The sequence below is a fragment of the Dokdonella sp. genome, from assembly GCF_019634775.1.
Classification (GTDB): domain Bacteria; phylum Pseudomonadota; class Gammaproteobacteria; order Xanthomonadales; family Rhodanobacteraceae; genus Dokdonella.
In genome coordinates this window covers 51,700-69,642 of record NZ_JAHCAS010000003.1, presented here as the reverse complement: position 1 = coordinate 69,642, position 17,943 = coordinate 51,700, and the positions used below count along the sequence as shown (strand labels likewise).

Sequence of the window (17,943 nt, the reverse complement as noted above, 5' to 3'; positions counted from 1 at the left end):
GAGCGATGATCGAGGCGCAAGTCCAGCTGACGCAAGGTGGCGCGATCATCTTTGATGCGCGCTTGCCCGAACGCGTCGACGATGCCTGGTTCAATGCCCACGGCGGCGCCGGCACGCAGAGCGGCGGGCGTGGCGGCGTGCACCTGTTCGATGCGCCGTTCGGGCCCTGCGTGCTGCGCCACTACCGGCGCGGTGGCCTGGTCGCGCGGTTCAACCGTGATCGCTATCTCTATACCGGCGCGGAACGCACACGTGGCTTTCGCGAATTCACCCTGCTTGCGCGGTTGCATGACGCCGGCCTGCACGTGCCCGCGCCGGTCGCCGCGCGCACCCGGCGAGAGGGTCTGTGGTATCGCGCCGACCTGGTCACACGACGCATCGTTGGCGCGACGACGTTGGCCGAGCGTTTTGCCGTCGGCCAGCTCGATGCGGCCTGCGCGACACGCACCGGCCAAACGATTGCGACCTTTCATGCGCGAGGCGTTTGGCATGCCGACCTCAACGCCCACAACATCATGGTCGATGCCAGTGGCGCGATCTGGCTGATTGACTTCGATCGCGGCCGCCTGCGTGCGCCGGCCATGGCCTGGCAGCAGGCCAATCTCGCGCGTCTGCATCGATCGTTCCTGAAGATCGGGGCAGGTTCGGCGCCGACCGAGTTCGATGCCGCGTTCTGGCGTCCGTTGCTGGCCGCCTATCAGCATGCCTTGGCGGATCGGGCTGCGACCGGGAGCGAGGCATGAGCTGGGCATTGCATTTCCTCGGCGTCGGCAGCGCGAACGCCGTCGAACTCGGTTCGGCGTCGGCGGTCATCGAGCGCGCGCACGCGCCGCTGCTGATGATCGACTGCGGCCCCGATGCGTTGACTGCCTATCTGGCCCGCTACGGCGCGCCACCACGTGCGATTTTTCTGACCCATGCGCATATGGACCATATCGGCGGTCTTGAGCGCCTGTTCTTCCGGGTCTGGTTCGATGCGGCCTTGCGTGGCTGTGTGCGTCTCTACGCACACGCCGCGCTCGTGCCCGTGCTGCAATCGCGTGTCGCCGATTATCCAGAGGTGCTCGCCGAGGGCGGCGCCAATTTCTGGGATGCGTTCAGCCTCGTGCCGGTGTCGCGCGGCTTCTGGCACGAGGGTGTCTGGTTCGACGTGTTCCCGACTCGCCACCACGCGCCGATGACCTCGTTCGGCCTCGCCTTGCGCGGCAGTATCGTCTGGACGGGTGACACGCGTCCGGTGCCGGAGATGTTGGCGATGCACGCCGCGCACGGCGAAATCGTCGCCCACGATTGCGTGCTTGCGGGCAATCCCTCGCATACCGGCATCGCCGACATCGAGCGCGAATACGCCGAGGAACTGCGTGCGCGCCTCGTGCTCTACCACTATGGTTCGGCGGAGGAAGGGCAGGCACTCGCCCGGCTTGGCTATCGCGTTGCCAGCCAGGGCAGCCGGTTCGAACTGGCGACGCCGCGGGCCGACGTCATGCTCGCGCAGGCGGATGCCGTCTGATGGCCTCGCCGATCCCGCTGCGTATCGACATCGCGCCGCCACGCGACCGTCGCGCGCGTGCGCTCACCGACCTGCGCATCTCGGTCATCGATCGCTGCAACTTCCGCTGTCCCTACTGCATGCCGGAAGATGCCTATCCACGTGACCACGAGTTCCTAGGCAAGGCGCAGCGCCTGCGCTTCGAGGAAATCGAGCGTATCGTGCGTGTGTTTGCCGGGCTCGGCGTGTCCAGGCTGCGCCTGACCGGTGGTGAGCCGTTGCTGCGTCGCGAGTTGCCGCAACTGGTGGCACGCCTGGCCGCAATCGACGGCATCGACGAACTCGCCATGACCACCAACGGCAGCCTGCTGCCGGCTCTGGCCCCCGGCCTGCGCGAGGCCGGTCTCGGGCGCATCACGCTGAGCCTCGATGCGCTCGATGCCGACATCTATCGGCGTCTGTCCGGCGGCCGTGGCGACGTTGCGGAGGCCCTGGCCGCGATCGATGCGGCATGCGCCGCCGGTTTCGGTCCGCTCAAGATCAACTGCGTGGTCATGCGCGGCATCAATGACGAAGAGGTCGACAAGCTGGCCGCGCATTTTCGTGGCAGCGGCCATGTGCTGCGCTTCATCGAGTACATGGATGTCGGTACCTGCAATGGCTGGAACGACGATCTCGTCGTGCCGAGTGCACAACTGCGCGCGCGCATCGCACGGCGCTGGCCGCTGGTCCCGCTCCCACGTGGACGTGGCAGTGAGGTCGCCGAACGTTGGCGCTACGCCGATGGCGGCGGTGAGATCGGTTTCATCAGTTCGGTCAGCGCGCCGTTCTGTGGCGATTGCACGCGCGCGCGCTTGTCTGCGGACGGGCGGCTCTACACCTGCCTGTTCGCGCGCCAGGGGCACGACCTGCGCGGTCCGCTGCGCGCGGGCGCAAGCGATGCCGAGCTCGCCGCAATCATCGCCGGTGCCTGGTCGGCACGAGACGACCGCTACAGCGAGATGCGCAACCGGGTTTCGGCCATGCCGCGCGAACGCATTGAAATGTACGAGATCGGTGGCTGATGAGCGCCAAATCCCGCCCGTCCGCGAAGCCGCACAAGCTGACGCACGTCGATGCCGAGGGACGCGCCGGCATGGTCGATGTCGGTGCCAAGCGCATGACCCGGCGCCTCGCCGTTGCCGAGGCGCGCCTGCACTTTCCGCGTGAGGTCGCCACCGCTCTGCACGCGGCCGGTCTGCGATCACCCAAGGGGCCGATCATCGATACCGCCATCGTCGCCGGAACCATGGCGGTCAAGCGCACGCACGAATTGATTCCGTTCTGTCACCCTCTGGCGATCGAGCGTTGCCGTCTCGATGCGCGTTTCGAGACGCCGCAGGTATTGGTGATCCGCTGCGAGGTCGGCGTCGAGCACCGCACCGGCGTCGAGATGGAGGCGCTGACCGGTGCCAGCGTCGCTGCGCTCACGGTCTATGACATGTGCAAGGCCTTGAGCCATGAGATCGTCATCGCCGACCTGCGCCTGATTGCCAAGCGTGGTGGACGTCGTGACGTCGGCACCGCCGAGGACACGCCATGAAGTATCGATTGCTGTACTTCGCCAGCCTAGCCGATCGCGCTGGCTGCGATGGCGAGACGTTGGAGAGCGCCGCCGCTGATCCCGCCGCGCTCTATGCCGAGCTCGCCGCGCGCCACGGCTTCGTGTTTGCGCCTGAGCGCTTGCGTGTAGCCGTCAATGGCGCCTTCGCAGCCTGGACGCAGGCGTTGGCTGACGGAGACGAGATCGTGTTCGTGCCGCCGGTGTCGGGCGGATGAGCGGCTTCCGCCTCGCCGACACCGCGATCGACGCTCGCATCGAGATGCGCACGCTCGAGGATCCCGCCGCGGGTGCCTGCGTCAGCTTCGAGGGCCGCGTGCGCGATCACAACGACGGTCGCCGTGTGCTCCGGCTCGACTACCAGGCCTATGTGCCGCTCGCCGAAGCCGAGGGGCTGGCAATCCTTGCCGAAGCGCGCCAGCGCTTCGACCTGTGTGCGGCGTCGGCGGTGCATCGCGTCGGTTCGCTGGCAATCGGCGACCTCGCCGTCTGGGTCGGCGTCAGTGCCGCCCATCGAGGCGCGGCATTCGATGCCTGCCGCTGGATCATCGACGAGATCAAGTCACGCGTGCCGATCTGGAAGAACGAGCACTACGCCGGTGGGGTATCCGGGTGGTTGCATCCGGATGGGACGGAAGCGAAGGTTTGAAGGGGTGTATCCGTGTGGATGCAGTGACCCGTGTTCACCGTCGATTGGAGCGAGGACCATTCCGACCGGCTGGATGGCCTCAGTGACAAGATCGCTCGTGCTCGCCTTGTTCGGTGGTTGCAAATGAGTGGGGTGCGCGACCACAAGCCGGAGGCGGTTCCTGCCCGAGACGGCGACCGAAGTTTGGGGTGGCAACCCCGCCAGCCACACCCCGGCACCCGAATCACTCGCTACCGTTGCTTCCTTCCGGACCTGGCGGGGTTTGCAAGCTATCGTCGCGAGGGGACCGACGGGGTCGCCGTGAGACGTGTGCGATGCTTTGGGCATCGGTTTTTGACAAAAGCCAAGGCAGCCTTCGGGCGTCCTGGCTTCGATTGGCCCCGAGCGGGGTTTTTCACTGGACTACTTGTTGGCGGAGAGAGCGGGATTCGAACCCGCGAAGCGGGGATAAGCCGCTTACACACTTTCCAGGCGTGCTCCTTCAACCACTCGGACATCTCTCCGTTACAGCACCGACCCGACGTGCGGGGCGGGATGGTTCGGCGCCTCCTGCGCCTCACCCCTCGCTCGCGCTCGGGGCCAGCCTGGCGGCTGTCCGGATTCGCTCCCGGCGAATCCGTCGAACCCGCGAAGCGGGGATAAGCCGCTTACACACTTTCCAGGCGTGCTCCTTCAACCACTCGGACATCTCTCCGTTACAGCACCGACCCGACGTGCGGGGCGGGATGGTTCGGCGCCTCCTGCGCCTCACCCCTCGCTCGCGCTCGGGGCCAGCCTGGCGGCTGTCCGGATTCGCTCCCGGCGAATCCGTCGAACTCGCGAAGCGGGGATAAGCCGCTTACACACTTTCCAGGCGTGCTCCTTCAACCACTCGGACATCTCTCCGCATCCTGCGCCCCGCCGCGTCCTGGTCGGGTGCAACGGGCCGCGCAGAATACCCGTATGGGCTGGCTGCGACAAGAACAAGGGGCTGCAGGAGCGCACCCTGGGCGTGATTGGGGTGGCAACAAGGGATGACTGCGCACAGGGTGCGTTCCTACTGTCAAGTCCACGACGGCGACCTTCTCGCCTCGATTGCTTCTACCGCGCAGGCCCCAAGCGCGGCACAATCGCGGCTTCGCCAGCGGATGCTCCGATGTCCTATCAGGTCCTTGCGCGCAAATGGCGCCCGCGACGCTTTTCCGAGCTGGTCGGGCAGGAACACGTCGTGCGTGCGCTGGCGCATGCGCTCGATGGTGGTCGCATCCACCACGCCTTCCTGTTCACCGGCACGCGCGGCGTCGGCAAGACGACGATCGCGCGCATCTTCGCCAAGTCGCTGAATTGCGCGAACGGACCGACCTCACAGCCCTGCGGTGAGTGCGGGGCCTGCGCCGAGGTCGATGCGGGGCGTTTCGTCGACCTGCTCGAGATCGACGCGGCCAGCAACACCGGCATCGACAATGTGCGCGAGCTGATCGACAACGCGCAGTACTCGCCTACCCGCGGGCGCTACAAGGTGTACCTGATCGACGAGGTGCACATGCTGTCGAAGGCGGCGTTCAATGCGCTGCTGAAGACGCTCGAGGAGCCGCCGCCGCACGTCAAGTTCCTGCTCGCGACGACGGATCCGCAGAAATTGCCGGTGACCGTGCTCTCGCGCTGCATCAAGTTCAACCTGAAGCGCCTGACACCCGAGCAGATCATCGGCCAGATGCGCCACATTCTCGACGCCGAGGGCATCGCCTTCGAGGATGAGGCGGTCAACGTGCTCGCGCGTGCTGCCGACGGCTCGCTGCGTGATGGTTTGTCGCTGCTCGATCAGGCGATCGCGCATGGTGGCGGCGAGCTGCGCGCGCTCGAGGTGCACGCCATGCTCGGCACGGTCGAGCGCGCGCGCGTGTGCGTGCTGCTCGAGGCGTTGGTTGCCCACGACGCGGCGGCGCTGCTCAAGGAGATCGAACGCATCGCCGGCTTCTCGCCCGATTTCGCCCAGGTGCTCGACGAACTGGCCGGCCTGCTGCACGCGATCCAGTTGCGCCAGCTCGTCGAGACCGCCGTGGCCGACGACCCGGCCATCGCCGTGTTGGCGGCAGGCATCGATGCACGCGAAATCCAGCTCTACTACCAGATCGCGATCAACGCGCGGCGTGACCTCGCTCTTGCACCGACCGCACGCACCGGCTTCGAGATGGCGATGCTGCGCATGCTCGCGTTCGCGCCGGCCACAACGGGGGGTGGTGCGGTCGCGGCACCGACGCCCACGCGGCCTGCGACCGCGCCGGCACGTCCGGCAGCGGGCGCCAGGCCCGATGTGAACCATACGCCGGCGGCTGGGCGTGAACAGCCACCGGCGCGCTCGATCGCGCCGGAAGCGACAGCTACCGGAGCGCTGGCGATCGACGACTGGGCAGCGTTGATCGCGCGTACGGACCTGCGTGGCCCGGTGGGGCAACTCGCCCAGCAAGCGGTCCTGCTCGGTACCGAGGGTTCCTTGCTGCGTCTTGGTCTGGCCGCGATCCATGAGCACCTTGCCGCGCCGAGAATGGTTGCTCAGCTCGAGGAGAAGCTCGGCGAGACGCTGGCGCGCCCCGTCAAGGTGCGTTTCGAGATGGTTGCTGCCGTCGTCGACAGCCCGGCCGACCAGCGCGCACGTGCGCAGGCTTCGCGCCGGCGCGAGGCACATGAAGCCCTGCAGGGTGATCCCGCCGTGCAGTCCCTCATCGATACGTTCAGCGGCCGGCTCATTCCCGATTCGGTGCGCCCACAGGAGGACACGCCATGAAAGGTCCGCTCGCCGGCCTGATGCAACAGGCTCAGCGCATGCAGGAATCGATGCAGCGCGCGCAGGAGGAGATCGCCCGGCTCGAAGTCACCGGCCAGGCCGGTGGTGGCCTCGTCAGCGTGGTCATGAGTGGTCGCCACGAGGTGCGCCGCGTGACGATCGACCGCCAGCTGTTCGCCGACGACCCGGAAATGGCCGAAGACCTCGTTGCCGCCGCCTTCAACGATGCGGTCAACCGCATCGCCGCGGAATCGCAGGAGCGCATGAGTGGCATGACTGCCGGCTTGAATCTGCCGCCCGGGTTCAAGATGCCGTTTTGATATTCGATTGAGGTGCGGCGGCGAGGCCTTCGCGGACGGCCCCGTCACGCACCGCATTGCGGCAGGGCCGTGTGCCACGGTGCCGCTGCCTGCCCAGTTCATGCTCCCACCCTGCCGCGGCCACAGCGCTCCCTTCGTCAGTCGGACTCATTTCTCCAAGCCTCCCCTTCATGTCGTCATCCCCGCTTCTCGCCGAATTGATCGAAGCACTGCGCTGCCTGCCGGGAGTCGGCAACAAGACGGCGCAACGCATGGCCTTCCATTTGCTGGAGCGCGACCGGCCGGGGGCGAAACGACTGGCGGAGCGGCTGGTGCAGGCCAGCGAACGCATCGGCAACTGCCGGCGCTGCCGCAGTTTCAGCGAACAGGAAGTCTGTGCGGTCTGCGCGAATACGACGCGCGACATGCACCTGTTGTGTGTCGTCGAATCGCCGGTCGACCAGCTGGCGATCGAGCAGGCCACAGGCTATCGCGGCCATTACTTCGTGCTGCTCGGACGGCTCTCGCCGCTGGACGGACTGGGGCCAAAGGAACTCGGCCTCGACCTGCTCGCTGCACGACTCGCCGAGGGTGAAGTGCAGGAACTCATCATCGCCACCAACCCGACCGTCGAAGGCGAAGCGACCGCGCACATGCTCGGCCAGCTCGCCCGCGCCGCGAATGTGCGCGCGACGCGGCTCGCGCATGGCGTGCCGCTCGGCGGCGAGCTCGAATTCATCGACCGCGGCACGCTGGCGCATGCCTTCGGCGGTCGCCAGACCATCGCCTGAGGAGGGCCGACATGAGCGAGACCATCTTCGACAAGATCATCCGACGCGAGATTCCCGCCGACATCGTCCACGAAGACGGGGAAATCCTCGCCTTCCGCGACATCGCCGCGCAGGCGCCGACGCATGTGCTGTTCATCCCGCGCCGGCAGATCCCGACGCTGAACGACCTCGAGGAAGGCGACGCCCCGCTGGTCGGCAAGCTCGTGCTGGCCGCGACGCGCTACGCGAAGGCACAGGGATTTTCCGAGGACGGCTACCGGCTGGTCATCAACTGCAACCGCCACGGCGGGCAGAGTGTCTACCACCTGCACCTGCACCTGCTGGCCGGTCGACAGATGACGTGGCCACCGGGTTGAGGCGCATCCTGCCCCACGCGCAGGAGCCCGTTCACGGGCGATGTTTTTCGTGGTGCCCGTAGGCGAGAGCATCGCCCCTGACGATGGACCCCGATCAAGGCTTCGGTTGTGGCTGCGGACGTGGTTTGACGATGACTACCGGCGGTGGACCCCACCAGCCGTGACCCCAGTACGGCCCCCAGCCCGGACCCCAGAATGGATCGGGACCCCAGTAACGCTGTTCGACAACGACCGGGCGCTTCGGCCACAGATGGATCGCGTCGGCGGCGACATGCGCATAGGTGTATTCGTATTCGCCGACCTTGCCGCGCTCGCTGCCGGTGACGGTTCCGGTGACGGTCAGCTCGCGACCGCGCACGAACACTTCCGGATCGTAGAAACCGGCGCGGCAGGCGATGAAGCGGCCTTCGCTGCGATCGCGTGGACGCGGGCGCGATTGCGAGTCGAGTTCGCGGCCGAGCACTTCGAAACAGGTCGAGTCGGCGCGCGGTTCGACCCGGATGATCACGCCGCCCCAGCGCACGCGCTCGCCGGTGCGGCCGCTGGCGACGCTCTGCGCCGGCGTGACAGCGGTGAATTCGCCGGCGATCGGTTGCGGCGTCGTGGCGCAGGCGCCAAGAAGCAGGGCCAGCGGCAACGGGAGCAGGGACTTGTACATGGTGCTTCTCCGCGAGACTTCGGTTCTCATGGACGCGGCGGAGCCACGTTCCGTCGCTGATGTTCGTCCTTTCGAGGCGTGCGCGGCAAGCGCAATTGCTTCACTGCGTCGACGAACGCAAGCACCCGTTCAGCCGGCGGTTCGACATGCGCGTAGCGCAGTTCGATGAAATCGTCGACCAGGCGGGCCGCGGCATCGACATGTGCGGCGACGAGACGCGCGCGGTAATCAAGCGGGCCCTCGGCGGCAAGATCGGTGATGCCGGCGCGCGCGGCTTTCGAGCGCAGGGTTTTCCAGGCCTCGTCGAGCGGGTCGCTGACACGGCGGCGTCCGGAACGGATTACCCACAGGGTGGCGCCAGCCAGCACCAGGCCGACCAGCGTGGCCAGTGCAAGGACAAGATCCCTGCGACTGGCCTTGTCGATGCCGAACGGCGTCAGCAAGCTCTGCTGACGCATCGCGTTGAACTGCACGATCGTCTGCGTCCACAGACGATTGACGACGTCGAGGTGGTTGCGCAGGTTGCGCCACCATTCGCCGGCCGTGGCTCCGCCCGAGCCACCGCCGGTGCCGCGCTGCACGCGATCCGGACTGACCGCGGCGGTTGGATCGACGCGCACCCAGCCGCGCCTGTGCAGCCAGATTTCGGCCCAGGCATGTGCGTCGGAATTGCGTACGAGCAGATAATTGCCGAGCGTGTTGTGCCACCCGCCTTGATAACCGATGACGACGCGGGCGGGGATGCCGGCGGCGCGCATGAGATACACGAAGGCGGAGCTGTAGTGCTCGCAAAAGCCAGCCTTGGTCGAGAACAGGAAATCATCGACCGTATCGCGACCGAGCAGCGGTGCCGACAAGGTGTAGGTGAACTCGTCGCGGAACAGTTCGAGCGACTTGCGCATGACGGCCACATCGTCGGCGCCTTCGGCACGCCAACGCGCGGCCAGTTCGTGCGTGCGCGGATTGAAGTCGGCTGGCAGGCGCAGGGCGCGACGGCGCTCGAAGTCGGTCAACGACGAGGCCAGGCGATAGCGGGTCGCCGATTCCACCCGGTAGTGTCGCGGTGGCGGCCCGCGCATCGGGCTGACCAGGCTGCGGTCGCTGGTCATGCGCACGCCGTCGGGGCCGGCCAGCGGCACGTCGAGCGCGACCAGCCACGGCCGGTCGGTCGGCTCCAGGGAGATTTCGTGAGCGACCGGCGTACCCTCGATATCGACGGTTTCGGTGCTCACGCGCCCCCAGGCACCATCGCGCGTCCAGGCATGCCCGTCGAAATCCCACAGCACGATCGCGCGGAAATAGCGCTCGGCCGGCGCCGGCACTGCGCCGTCGAAAGTGACGCGCAAGGCCGGGCTGTCGTCGATGAGCAGGTCGGTCATCGAGCCAGGCGCCATGCGGTCGCTCAAGCCCGTACGGGCCTCGGCATCGAAGCCCGGTGCGCCCCACAGTGGCGTGGCCAGGCGCGGGATGAACAGGAAAGAGGCCGCGGCCAGCGGCAGGCCAAGCATGGCGATCAGGGTGCCTGCACGCAGGCGCTCGCGCCACGGATGCGCGGGATCGGTCGGTGCCGGTTCGAGCGCGTTGAGCGAGGCGAGCAGCACGACCACGACCACGCACAACAGGGCGGTGAACGCGAGCGTCTGTGTGAACAGCAGCGCGCTCATGAGCACGAAGGCGGAAAAGCCGAGAACGGCGCGCGCGTCACGCAAGCGGTCGGTTTCGAGCAGTTTGAGCGTCAACAGGCCACAGCCGAGGGCGCTGCCCGCGTCACGGCCGAAGATGTTGCCGTATTGCAGGACTACGGCAGCGACCAGCACGAATACCAGCGGCACGCGCAGCCAGGCCGGCACGATGCCGGCACCACGACGTCGTCCGTACCAACGCAGGGGCACGATGGTGACGAATGCCAGACCGAGCCACACCGGCAGGTGCCCGAGGTGCGCGGCCACGGCAGCCAGCGCGGAAAGGCTGGTGAAGTCGAACTGGCGCTCAGTCAGACGCATGCGGCAACAATGCGAGGGCGCGCAGGCAGGCCGTGCAATGGTGTGTGCCGAGACCAGGGCCGATGGTCTGCTGCGGTGTCAGGAGCGCATAGCTGCGCCCGGCCGACTCAGCCGCCAGCACCCAGGCGGCGAGGCGGCGGATGCGTGCCTCGGTATCGGTGAGAGGCACGGCGTCGTAATCGAACACGAGACTGCGGTCGACCAGGTGCTCATCCTCGCGCACGCGCAGCGTGTCGCCGCGGGCCGAGGCCTTCCAGGCGATCCGGCGCGGTGGGTCGCCGGCGCGGTAGTCGCGCAGGCCGGCGTACTCGTCGCCGCCCCTGGTTGCCTGCTGACCATGGCCGCCATCACCTTCCGGGAAGGCCGGCGTCGGCTGTTCGATGGCCGGATAGACCAGCACGCGCACATCGGGGTGCAGCCAGCTCCAGATCGTGAACAAGCCGAGCGGCTGCGTCGTCCACAGGCGGATGCGCCCGACCGCGAGCCAGCCGCGCTGCCCGGTTGGCACCGTCAGGCCGACGGCGGACACGGAGCCGGCGGACAGGGCGAACGCGGTTTCGGCCGTTTCGCGGCGCAGGCGCAGGTGTGGTCGGATGCGCGTGCCGGTGTCGAAACGCAGGTGCAATTCGACGCTGGCGTCGGCATGGCATTCCCCGGCGCTGACGCCGATCAGCTGCAGACCGGCGAGCGTGCGGAAGCCGACGAACAGGCTCATCCAGGCCGCGGCGGCGAGCACGCAGGTCAACAGCAGGGCAGGGTTGTTCGAATAATTGAGTGCGCCGACCAGCATGACCATGAGCAGGGTCGCAAAGGCGATGCCGAACCTGCTCGGCAGCACGTAGATGCGCCCGCGGTGCAGGGTGATCGGAACGGCCTCGGCGGCACGCAGGCGCGTCAATGCCGGCAGACGGCGTTCGGCCACAGCCAGCAGCCGCTGGCGCAGCGAAATGCGTGCCGCGGTGGTGTTCATCCGACCGGCGTGGCTTCGAGCACGGCCACTGCGAGTTCGTCACGGCCGCGGCGTGCATTCGAGCCCGGTGTCAGGCGGTGCGCGGCGACGAACGGGAACACCGCCTGTACATCCTCGGGCAGCACGTAGGCGCGGTCGGCGATCAGCGCATGCGCCCGCGCTGCGGCGAGCAGGGCGAGACCGGCTCGCGGAGACAGGCCGACGCGGATCTCTCCGTGCGCACGGCTCGTTTCGAGCAGGCGCTGCACATACTCGACCAGGGCGGTGCTGACGAGCACGCGCGTGGTCGCCGTACGCAGCGCGGCGACGTCCCCCGGCGACAGGCATGGGGTCAGTGTTTCGAGCAATCGGTGGCGGTCGATGGCCGCGAGCATCGCGCACTCGGCCGCGCGGTCCGGATAACCGAGACTCATGCGCAGCATGAAACGGTCGAGTTGCGAATCGGGCAACGGGAACGTGCCGGCGAAGTCGACCGGATTCTGCGTGGCGACGACGAAGAACGGCGCCGGCAGCGCGTGTGTACTCCCGTCGACGGTGACCTGGCCCTCGGCCATGGCCTCGAGCAGGGCACTCTGTGTCTTTGGTGAAGCGCGGTTGATTTCGTCCGCCAGCAGCAATTGCGTGAACAGTGGGCCAGGATGGAAGCGGAACTCGCCGGGCTCGCGCGCGTAGATGCTGACCCCGATAATGTCGGACGGCAGCAGGTCACTGGTGAACTGCACCCGCTGGAAGTCCAGGCCGAGCGTCACCGCCAGGGCATGTGCGAGCGTGGTCTTGCCGACGCCGGGCAGGTCCTCGATCAGCAGGTGGCCACCGGCGAGCAGGCTGACGAATGCGAGACGCACTTCGCGCGGTTTGCCGAGCAGAACCGTGTTGACCTGGTCGATACCGCGCGCGAGCGCCTGGCGCAGGGCGGGCAGGAGCAGGTTGGGTGGCGTCGTCGGAGTATCGGGCATCGTCGGCAAGGGGTTCGTTGGAATGGATCAAGGCGCAATCGCGGCGCGGGGAGCGACCAGTGTAGCGGCCGCGAGCGGGTCCGCGCGCAGGCACGATGCGCGGCCCTGGGATCGCCTGTTCGCTGCCGCATTCCTGCTCATCGGCATCGCCAAGGTGTGGATCGCGGCGACCCTGCCACCGTTCGTCGACGAAGCCTTCTACTGGCAGGAGAGCCGCCACCTCGCCTGGACCTACAGCGACGTGCCGGGCCTCACCGCCTGGCTGATCGCCGCCGGCGAAGCGCTGTTCGGCCATTCACCACTGGGCATGCGTTCGATGTTCCTCGTGCTTGGCGCTGCGCTGCCCTGGATGGTGGTCGTCTTCGTGCGCTCCTGTTTCGACGCACGCGCAGGCTGGCAGGCCGGCCTGTGGACGCTGGCGATGCCGCTAGCCGGTACGCTCGGCGTGCTCGCGCTGCCAGACGTGCCGCTGACTTGGGCTGCGCTGCTTGCGCTGCTCGCGCTCGATCGTGCCTTGCGCAGTGGATCGGTGCGTGCCTGGAGTCTGGTTGGCTTCGCCCTCGCGTTGGCCTGGCTGGCGCACTACCGCGCGGCCATGCTGCTCGCTGCAGGGCTGGTGTTCTTCGTGGTCATGCCGCGTGGGCGGGCTCAATGGAGGCGTGTCGGCGTGTGGCTCGCGCTGGCGATTTCGGCGCTCGGCCTGTTGCCGCTGCTCGTGTTCAACGTCACGCATGCCTGGCGTGGCCTCGGCTTCCAGTTCGTCGAGCGCCATCCCTGGGCCTTCCACGCCGATGCGCTCGTACAGCCGCTCGAGCAGGCGCTGGTGGTTACGCCCGTGCTGTTTGCGGCCCTGCTCGCTGCCCTGGTGTCGTCCTGGCGACGTCGCCACGAAGGCGCGCCCTGGGATCTGATTGCTTCGATCGCTGGTGCGACCCTGCTTGCCTGGTTCGTGCTCGGCCTGTTCGCCGACAGCGAACGCTTCCGCGTGCACTGGCCCCTGCAGGCCTGGTTGTTCCTGATCGCCGTGCTGCCGATGGCGATGCGCGCATGGCCGCCGGGCCTGCGCCGTGGCCTCGGCATCGCTGGCGGTCTGCTGGCCGCGATTGGCGGCGTGATCGTGCTGGCCTGGTTCGCCGCGGCCACGCAGCCGTGGGCTGTGACCAAACTTGCCCAGGGCAAGGTCTTCCCGAACCGTTTCGTCGGCTGGAACGAGGCTGGCGAAGCTGCGCGCCGGTTGATCGCCAACGACACCCGGGCGCGCATTGTGCTCGTCGCCGACAACTTCATGCTCGCCGCCGAACTCGATTTTGCTCTCGGCGGGAAGCGACCGGTTTTCGTCCTCGACAGTCCACTGAACGCAAGGCACGGCCGCGCCATGCAGCTTTCGCTGTGGCAGCGCGACGAGCAGGCGCTGCGCGCACTGGCCGGTTCGCGCGTCCTGCTTGCCGTCGACGAAACCGCCCTGCGCGAACGCGATCGTGCGGCCTGGCTGGCCGGCCTGTGTACGCGCATCGCCGCGCTCGAACCGGTCGAACGCCTCGACCTCTACGGCGGGCGCAAGCGCATCGCCTTCCTGACCGGCGTTGTGCCGGGCCAGCATGGCGCGCCGGGCTGCGCGTATCCATTCGCGGCCACGGGTTCCCGGCGCCTGTAGGAAACGCCTTCAGGCGTGATGCTCCTTCTTTGTGACGTTGTACGACCAGAGCATCACGGCTGAAGCTGTTTCCTACGCCGTGGCTCTGTCGAAATGTTCAACGCGCCCGGGCGCTGGCGAGCTCTTCGCTGACCTCGGCGAGGCGAACGAGCTGGACGGCCAGCTTTCGCCGCGATTCGGCCAGTGCTGCCGAGGCCGCCTGCAGGGCCGGCAGCGGAGCGGACGCGGCGTGCTCGCGCAGCCACAGGCGATGCTGCAGCAGATCGTGCAGGGCCTGCTGGACCTGTGGTTCGGCAGCCAGGGTTGCATGGGCGGACAGTGCCGTGCCGGGAGCCAGGCCGTGCACGAGGGCGGGAATCTCGCGCAGGCGCGCCCGGCAGTCCTGCAACTCTCGTTCGAGTGCGTCGGCCTCGTCGAGGATGGTGCGCAGCGTGCGCGTACGCGCGAGCGAGCGGCGCTCGCGCCACCAGAAGGCGAGGGCGAGCGGAACGAGGACAGCGGCGACGGCGAACACGTAGATCATGGCGGCAGTCTGCCGAATGCGCGCAGCCCCGGCAATTTGCCCCTGACGCGGTCTGCGGATTCGGCCATGACAACGATGCAAACCTGCGCCGGCACAATGGATTTCCACGCGTTCAGGTTGACATCGCAGGGGGGCGAACCTACCATCGCGCGCCCATGTCCGCTGCCCTGCCTGAAAGTGTCGATCCGTGGCGCATCGTGCAGGCGCGCCGGGTCTTCGAGGGGCGGCTGGCCATCGATTCGATGCCGCGCCTGCGCGAAGCGCTCGCCAATGGCGAAGGCGGGATCGAATACAGATTGGAGTTCGGCACGGACGAGTTCGGCGTCGCCTGGTTGCGCATGCAGCTGCATGGAGAGGTCGCCCTGGTCTGCCAGCGCACGCTCGACGTCTTCATGCTGCCGGTCGCGATCGACCAGGCGCTCGGCCTGATCGCCGACGAAGCCGACGAGGCCGGGTTGCCGCCACCGTATGAAGCGTTGCTGGTCGAAGGCGGCCAGCTCGCATTGAAGGATGTCATCGAAGACGAACTGATACTTGCGCTGCCCGTCGTCGCCCTGGGGCCGGGCGCGCCGATCGAGGACGTGGTGCTGGCAAGCCTGCCGGAAACCGCGCAAGCGGCGGCGAACCCGTTCGCCGCGCTGGCCCAACTGAAGAATCCGCGCCATTGACGGCGCCCCTGCACCATTTCCCAACCCCACCGCTTGCCCGCAAGCACCGATCCACCTGGAGAGTCACCATGGCTGTTGCCAAGAGTCGCAAAACCCCGTCCCGCCGCGGCATGCGTCGTTCGCACGACGCCCTGACCGCCAAGCAGTTGTCGACCGACCCGACCTCGGGCGAGGTGCACCTGCGCCACCACGTCACCAAGGACGGCTACTACCGCGGCAAGAAGGTCATCGAGACCAAGGGCGCCGTCGTCTCCGACGAGGACTGAGTCCCGTTCGATCCTGCGCGGCGGCTTCCGCCCCCGGCGGTGGCCGCTTTCCGCTTTCCGGGAGACGGCCGTCTTGTATTCACGCATCGCAGGCACCGGCAGCTACCTGCCGGCCAACATCGTCACCAATGCCGATCTCGAACAGCGCGTCGAGACCAGCGACGAGTGGATCCGCACGCGCACCGGCATCCGCGAGCGCCGTGTCGCCGCCGATGGCGAGACGACCTGCGACCTCGCCTTCCACGCCGCCACGCGCGCACTCGAGGCGGCCGGCGTGGCGGCTGCCGAAATCGACCTGATCGTGCTCGGCACGACCACGCCCGACATCATCTTCCCGTCGACCGCCTGCCTGCTGCAGCACCGCCTCGGTGCCAACGGCTGCGCCGCGTTCGACGTTAACGCGGCCTGCTCGGGCTTCGTCTACGCGCTCGGCGTCGCCAATGCCTTCATCCGCAGCGGGCAGGCGAAGAAGGCGCTCGTCGTCGGTGCCGAAACGCTGACGCGCATGCTCGACTGGAACGACCGCAGCACCTGCGTGCTGTTCGGCGACGGCGCCGGCGCGGTCGTGCTGGAAGCCTCGGAAGAGCCCGGCATCCTGACCACCAAGTTGCACGCCGATGGCGGCTACAAGCACCTGCTGTACAACCCGGTCGGCGTTTCCGCCGGGTTCCGCGACGAGCCAAACCACGGCGTGCGCGTGATGATGACCGGCAACGAGGTGTTCAAGGTGGCCGTGAAGACGCTCGACCGCATCGTCGGTGAGACGCTCGAAGCGGCCGGCATGCACGAATCGGAAGTGGACTGGCTGATTCCACACCAGGCCAACCTGCGCATCATAGAGGCGACCGCCAAACGCCTGAAGCTGCCGATGGAACGCGTCATCGTCACCGTCGACCGCCACGGCAACACCTCGTCCGGCTCGGTGCCGCTGGCGCTGGACGAAGCCGTGCGCTCGGGCCGCGTGCAGCGCGGACAGACCATCCTGCTTGAAGCCTTCGGCGGCGGCTTCACCTGGGCCTCGGCCCTGCTCAAGTATTGAAGGCGCCCTGACAAGGCCGATTCGCAACTGAAGTCGCTCCCGCAGAGCTCCTGAGCCGGTGGAGTGGCTTTTGTGGGAGCGGCTGCAGACGCGATCGGGAAGATCGGGACGTTCCCAGGCCGGAAGTCTCCAACCCACCGGCAGAATCCATTTGGAGGCCACGCATGAGTTCAGCCAACCTTGCTTTCGTCTTCCCCGGCCAGGGCTCGCAATCGGTCGGCATGCTCGCCGACCTGGCCGACCGCCACGCCCTCGTGCGCGCGACCTTCGACGAAGCCTCCGAAGGTGCCGGCACCGACCTCTGGACCCTGTCGCAGTCCGGCCCGGAGGAAATGCTCAACCGCACCGAATACACGCAACCGGCCCTGCTCGCCGCGGGCATCGCCGCCTGGCGCGCCTGGCAGGCCGAACACGGCCCGCGTCCGGCGCTGCTGGCCGGGCACAGCCTCGGCGAATACACCGCCCTCGTCGCCGCCGGCGCGCTCGCCCTGCGCGACGCGGCCCATCTTGTGCGCATCCGCGGCCAGGCCATGCAGGCCGCCGCGCCGGCCGGCGTCGGTGCGATGGCCGCCGTACTCGGCGCCGACGATGACCTCGTCGCGCGCATCTGCGAGGAAGTCTCCGGCGACCACGTCGTCGTGCCGGCCAACTACAACTCGCCGGGCCAGATCGTCATCGGCGGCCATGCTGCCGCCGTCGACGCGGCGATCGCGAAGCTCGCCGAGAACGGCGTGCGCAAGGCGGTAAAGCTCGCCGTCAGCGTGCCCTCGCACACGCCGCTGATGCGCGAGGCCGCGAACCGCCTCGCCGAAGCGATGTCGGCCTATGCGTGGAAGGCACCGGAAATCCCGGTTGTGCAGAACGTCGACGCGCGCATCGAGCACGGCGTCGATGCGATCCGCGATGCCCTCGTGCGCCAGCTCTACCTGCCGGTGCGCTGGACCGGCTGCGTGCAGGCGCTCGCCGCTGCCGGCATCACGCGCATCGGCGAATGCGGTCCCGGCAAGGTGTTGTGCGGCCTGGTCAAGCGCATCGACAAGAGCCTCGACGCACGTGCGCTCGGCACGCCGGCGGAACACGAAGACGCCCGAGCGGTATGGGCCTGAGCGTACGCAAAAGCCTGAAACACGGAACACACCGAGCACGCGGGGAGTGTTGCCCAAGCACGACGGATCTCGCGCAACAATGCGATGCGTCAATACGATCGCGAACTTGCGATGGCTCGTTTGGCTCGGACTGCGCTATCGTGATCTGACAT

General features: G+C 67.7%; 20 protein-coding genes, 1 tRNA gene and 1 other RNA gene. 15 read left to right on the top strand and 7 right to left on the bottom strand.

The features are described from left to right. The first annotated feature begins 5 nt into the window (after positions 1–5). The 6 genes from KF907_RS14165 to KF907_RS14140 are packed head-to-tail and all read left to right on the top strand — an operon-like array spanning position 6 to position 3,738. Positions 6–743: a 3-deoxy-D-manno-octulosonic acid kinase gene (locus KF907_RS14165; protein ID WP_291221392.1), complete on the top strand. Its 738-nt coding sequence runs from the start codon at positions 6–8 to the stop codon at positions 741–743. Beyond that, positions 740–1,510, top strand: a complete 771-nt coding sequence (locus tag KF907_RS14160; RefSeq protein WP_291221390.1) for an MBL fold metallo-hydrolase — start codon at positions 740–742, stop codon at positions 1,508–1,510. Before KF907_RS14165 ends, KF907_RS14160 begins: the two co-directional genes overlap by 4 nt. Then, the gene (gene moaA, locus KF907_RS14155) at positions 1,510–2,553 is read left to right on the top strand and encodes a GTP 3',8-cyclase MoaA (RefSeq protein WP_291221389.1); all 1,044 of its coding nucleotides are present in this window, start codon (positions 1,510–1,512) and stop codon (positions 2,551–2,553) included. Before KF907_RS14160 ends, moaA begins: the two co-directional genes overlap by 1 nt. Continuing rightward, positions 2,553–3,071: a cyclic pyranopterin monophosphate synthase MoaC gene (moaC, locus tag KF907_RS14150; protein WP_291221387.1), complete on the top strand. Its 519-nt coding sequence runs from the start codon at positions 2,553–2,555 to the stop codon at positions 3,069–3,071. The genes moaA and moaC overlap by 1 nt, the downstream gene beginning before the upstream one ends. Next, positions 3,068–3,307 (top strand): MoaD/ThiS family protein, encoded by a 240-nt coding sequence (locus KF907_RS14145; protein WP_291221385.1) that lies wholly within the window; start codon positions 3,068–3,070, stop codon positions 3,305–3,307. The genes moaC and KF907_RS14145 overlap by 4 nt, the downstream gene beginning before the upstream one ends. Beyond that, the gene (locus KF907_RS14140) at positions 3,304–3,738 is read left to right on the top strand and encodes a molybdenum cofactor biosynthesis protein MoaE (protein WP_343214762.1); all 435 of its coding nucleotides are present in this window, start codon (positions 3,304–3,306) and stop codon (positions 3,736–3,738) included. The genes KF907_RS14145 and KF907_RS14140 overlap by 4 nt, the downstream gene beginning before the upstream one ends. 195 nt (positions 3,739–3,933) lie before the next feature. On the opposite strand, the gene ffs is transcribed toward KF907_RS14140, so the two are convergent. Both ffs and KF907_RS14130 read right to left on the bottom strand, forming a co-directional pair. Further along, positions 3,934–4,030, bottom strand: an RNA gene (ffs, locus tag KF907_RS14135) — signal recognition particle sRNA small type. A gap of 118 nt (positions 4,031–4,148) precedes the next feature. Further along, positions 4,149–4,241 (bottom strand) — tRNA-Ser (locus KF907_RS14130). Between the two features lie 632 nt (positions 4,242–4,873). Here KF907_RS14130 and dnaX point away from each other — a divergent pair. From dnaX to KF907_RS14110, 4 genes are all read left to right on the top strand, one after another. Next, a complete protein-coding gene (gene dnaX, locus KF907_RS14125) occupies positions 4,874–6,502 on the top strand; it encodes a DNA polymerase III subunit gamma/tau (RefSeq protein WP_291221383.1) in 1,629 nt (542 codons plus the stop codon). After that, positions 6,499–6,822, top strand: a complete 324-nt coding sequence (locus KF907_RS14120; protein WP_291221381.1) for a YbaB/EbfC family nucleoid-associated protein — start codon at positions 6,499–6,501, stop codon at positions 6,820–6,822. The genes dnaX and KF907_RS14120 overlap by 4 nt, the downstream gene beginning before the upstream one ends. 170 nt (positions 6,823–6,992) lie before the next feature. After that, complete coding sequence (recR, locus tag KF907_RS14115; protein ID WP_291221379.1) at positions 6,993–7,592, top strand: recombination mediator RecR; 600 nt, start codon at positions 6,993–6,995, stop codon at positions 7,590–7,592. Between the two features lie 11 nt (positions 7,593–7,603). After that, positions 7,604–7,948 (top strand): histidine triad nucleotide-binding protein, encoded by a 345-nt coding sequence (locus tag KF907_RS14110; protein WP_291221377.1) that lies wholly within the window; start codon positions 7,604–7,606, stop codon positions 7,946–7,948. Between the two features lie 94 nt (positions 7,949–8,042). Here KF907_RS14110 and KF907_RS14105 read toward each other — a convergent pair whose 3' ends face one another. From KF907_RS14105 to KF907_RS14090, 4 genes are read right to left on the bottom strand one after another with little or no spacing between them, the layout of a single operon-like run. Next, complete coding sequence (locus KF907_RS14105; RefSeq protein ID WP_291221376.1) at positions 8,043–8,606, bottom strand: Slp family lipoprotein; 564 nt, start codon at positions 8,604–8,606, stop codon at positions 8,043–8,045. 26 nt (positions 8,607–8,632) lie between these two features. Next, a complete protein-coding gene (locus KF907_RS14100) occupies positions 8,633–10,609 on the bottom strand; it encodes a transglutaminase TgpA family protein (RefSeq protein ID WP_291221374.1) in 1,977 nt (658 codons plus the stop codon). After that, a complete protein-coding gene (locus tag KF907_RS14095; protein ID WP_291221372.1) occupies positions 10,596–11,579 on the bottom strand; it encodes a DUF58 domain-containing protein in 984 nt (327 codons plus the stop codon). The genes KF907_RS14100 and KF907_RS14095 overlap by 14 nt, the downstream gene beginning before the upstream one ends. Continuing rightward, positions 11,576–12,535 carry an AAA family ATPase gene (locus KF907_RS14090; RefSeq protein ID WP_291221370.1) on the bottom strand — a complete coding sequence of 320 codons (960 nt, stop codon included), beginning with the start codon at positions 12,533–12,535 and terminating at the stop codon, positions 11,576–11,578. Before KF907_RS14090 ends, KF907_RS14095 begins: the two co-directional genes overlap by 4 nt. A gap of 22 nt (positions 12,536–12,557) precedes the next feature. On the opposite strand from KF907_RS14090, the gene KF907_RS14085 reads away from it, so the two are divergent. Beyond that, entirely contained in the window at positions 12,558–14,189 is a 1,632-nt protein-coding gene (locus KF907_RS14085) for an ArnT family glycosyltransferase (protein WP_291221368.1), read from the top strand. Between the two features lie 97 nt (positions 14,190–14,286). Here the strand turns inward: KF907_RS14085 and KF907_RS14080 are convergent, their stop codons facing one another. Further along, the gene (locus tag KF907_RS14080) at positions 14,287–14,712 is read right to left on the bottom strand and encodes a hypothetical protein (protein WP_291221366.1); all 426 of its coding nucleotides are present in this window, start codon (positions 14,710–14,712) and stop codon (positions 14,287–14,289) included. A 155-nt stretch (positions 14,713–14,867) separates the two neighbouring features. Between KF907_RS14080 and KF907_RS14075 the strand changes: the two genes are divergently transcribed. From KF907_RS14075 to fabD, 4 genes are all read left to right on the top strand, one after another. After that, positions 14,868–15,380, top strand: a complete 513-nt coding sequence (locus tag KF907_RS14075; RefSeq protein ID WP_291221364.1) for a YceD family protein — start codon at positions 14,868–14,870, stop codon at positions 15,378–15,380. 68 nt (positions 15,381–15,448) lie between these two features. Next, positions 15,449–15,646 (top strand): 50S ribosomal protein L32, encoded by a 198-nt coding sequence (gene rpmF, locus KF907_RS14070; protein WP_291221362.1) that lies wholly within the window; start codon positions 15,449–15,451, stop codon positions 15,644–15,646. 73 nt (positions 15,647–15,719) lie between these two features. After that, complete coding sequence (locus KF907_RS14065; RefSeq protein WP_291221360.1) at positions 15,720–16,685, top strand: beta-ketoacyl-ACP synthase III; 966 nt, start codon at positions 15,720–15,722, stop codon at positions 16,683–16,685. Between the two features lie 164 nt (positions 16,686–16,849). Then, positions 16,850–17,791, top strand: coding sequence for an ACP S-malonyltransferase (gene fabD / locus KF907_RS14060; protein ID WP_291221358.1), 942 nt, complete (start codon positions 16,850–16,852; stop codon positions 17,789–17,791). Positions 17,792–17,943: the final 152 nt, after the last annotated feature.

Coding starts and splice junctions, on each gene's coding strand:
- KF907_RS14165 (WP_291221392.1), top strand. CDS start 6: ATGATCGAGGCGCAAGTCCAGCTGACGCAAGGTGGCGCGATCATCTTT.
- KF907_RS14160 (WP_291221390.1), top strand. CDS start 740: ATGAGCTGGGCATTGCATTTCCTCGGCGTCGGCAGCGCGAACGCCGTC.
- moaA (WP_291221389.1), top strand. CDS start 1,510: ATGGCCTCGCCGATCCCGCTGCGTATCGACATCGCGCCGCCACGCGAC.
- moaC (WP_291221387.1), top strand. CDS start 2,553: ATGAGCGCCAAATCCCGCCCGTCCGCGAAGCCGCACAAGCTGACGCAC.
- KF907_RS14145 (WP_291221385.1), top strand. CDS start 3,068: ATGAAGTATCGATTGCTGTACTTCGCCAGCCTAGCCGATCGCGCTGGC.
- KF907_RS14140 (WP_343214762.1), top strand. CDS start 3,304: ATGAGCGGCTTCCGCCTCGCCGACACCGCGATCGACGCTCGCATCGAG.
- dnaX (WP_291221383.1), top strand. CDS start 4,874: ATGTCCTATCAGGTCCTTGCGCGCAAATGGCGCCCGCGACGCTTTTCC.
- KF907_RS14120 (WP_291221381.1), top strand. CDS start 6,499: ATGAAAGGTCCGCTCGCCGGCCTGATGCAACAGGCTCAGCGCATGCAG.
- recR (WP_291221379.1), top strand. CDS start 6,993: ATGTCGTCATCCCCGCTTCTCGCCGAATTGATCGAAGCACTGCGCTGC.
- KF907_RS14110 (WP_291221377.1), top strand. CDS start 7,604: ATGAGCGAGACCATCTTCGACAAGATCATCCGACGCGAGATTCCCGCC.
- KF907_RS14105 (WP_291221376.1), bottom strand. CDS start 8,606: ATGTACAAGTCCCTGCTCCCGTTGCCGCTGGCCCTGCTTCTTGGCGCC.
- KF907_RS14100 (WP_291221374.1), bottom strand. CDS start 10,609: ATGCGTCTGACTGAGCGCCAGTTCGACTTCACCAGCCTTTCCGCGCTG.
- KF907_RS14095 (WP_291221372.1), bottom strand. CDS start 11,579: ATGAACACCACCGCGGCACGCATTTCGCTGCGCCAGCGGCTGCTGGCT.
- KF907_RS14090 (WP_291221370.1), bottom strand. CDS start 12,535: ATGCCCGATACTCCGACGACGCCACCCAACCTGCTCCTGCCCGCCCTG.
- KF907_RS14085 (WP_291221368.1), top strand. CDS start 12,558: ATGGATCAAGGCGCAATCGCGGCGCGGGGAGCGACCAGTGTAGCGGCC.
- KF907_RS14080 (WP_291221366.1), bottom strand. CDS start 14,712: ATGATCTACGTGTTCGCCGTCGCCGCTGTCCTCGTTCCGCTCGCCCTC.
- KF907_RS14075 (WP_291221364.1), top strand. CDS start 14,868: ATGTCCGCTGCCCTGCCTGAAAGTGTCGATCCGTGGCGCATCGTGCAG.
- rpmF (WP_291221362.1), top strand. CDS start 15,449: ATGGCTGTTGCCAAGAGTCGCAAAACCCCGTCCCGCCGCGGCATGCGT.
- fabD (WP_291221358.1), top strand. CDS start 16,850: ATGAGTTCAGCCAACCTTGCTTTCGTCTTCCCCGGCCAGGGCTCGCAA.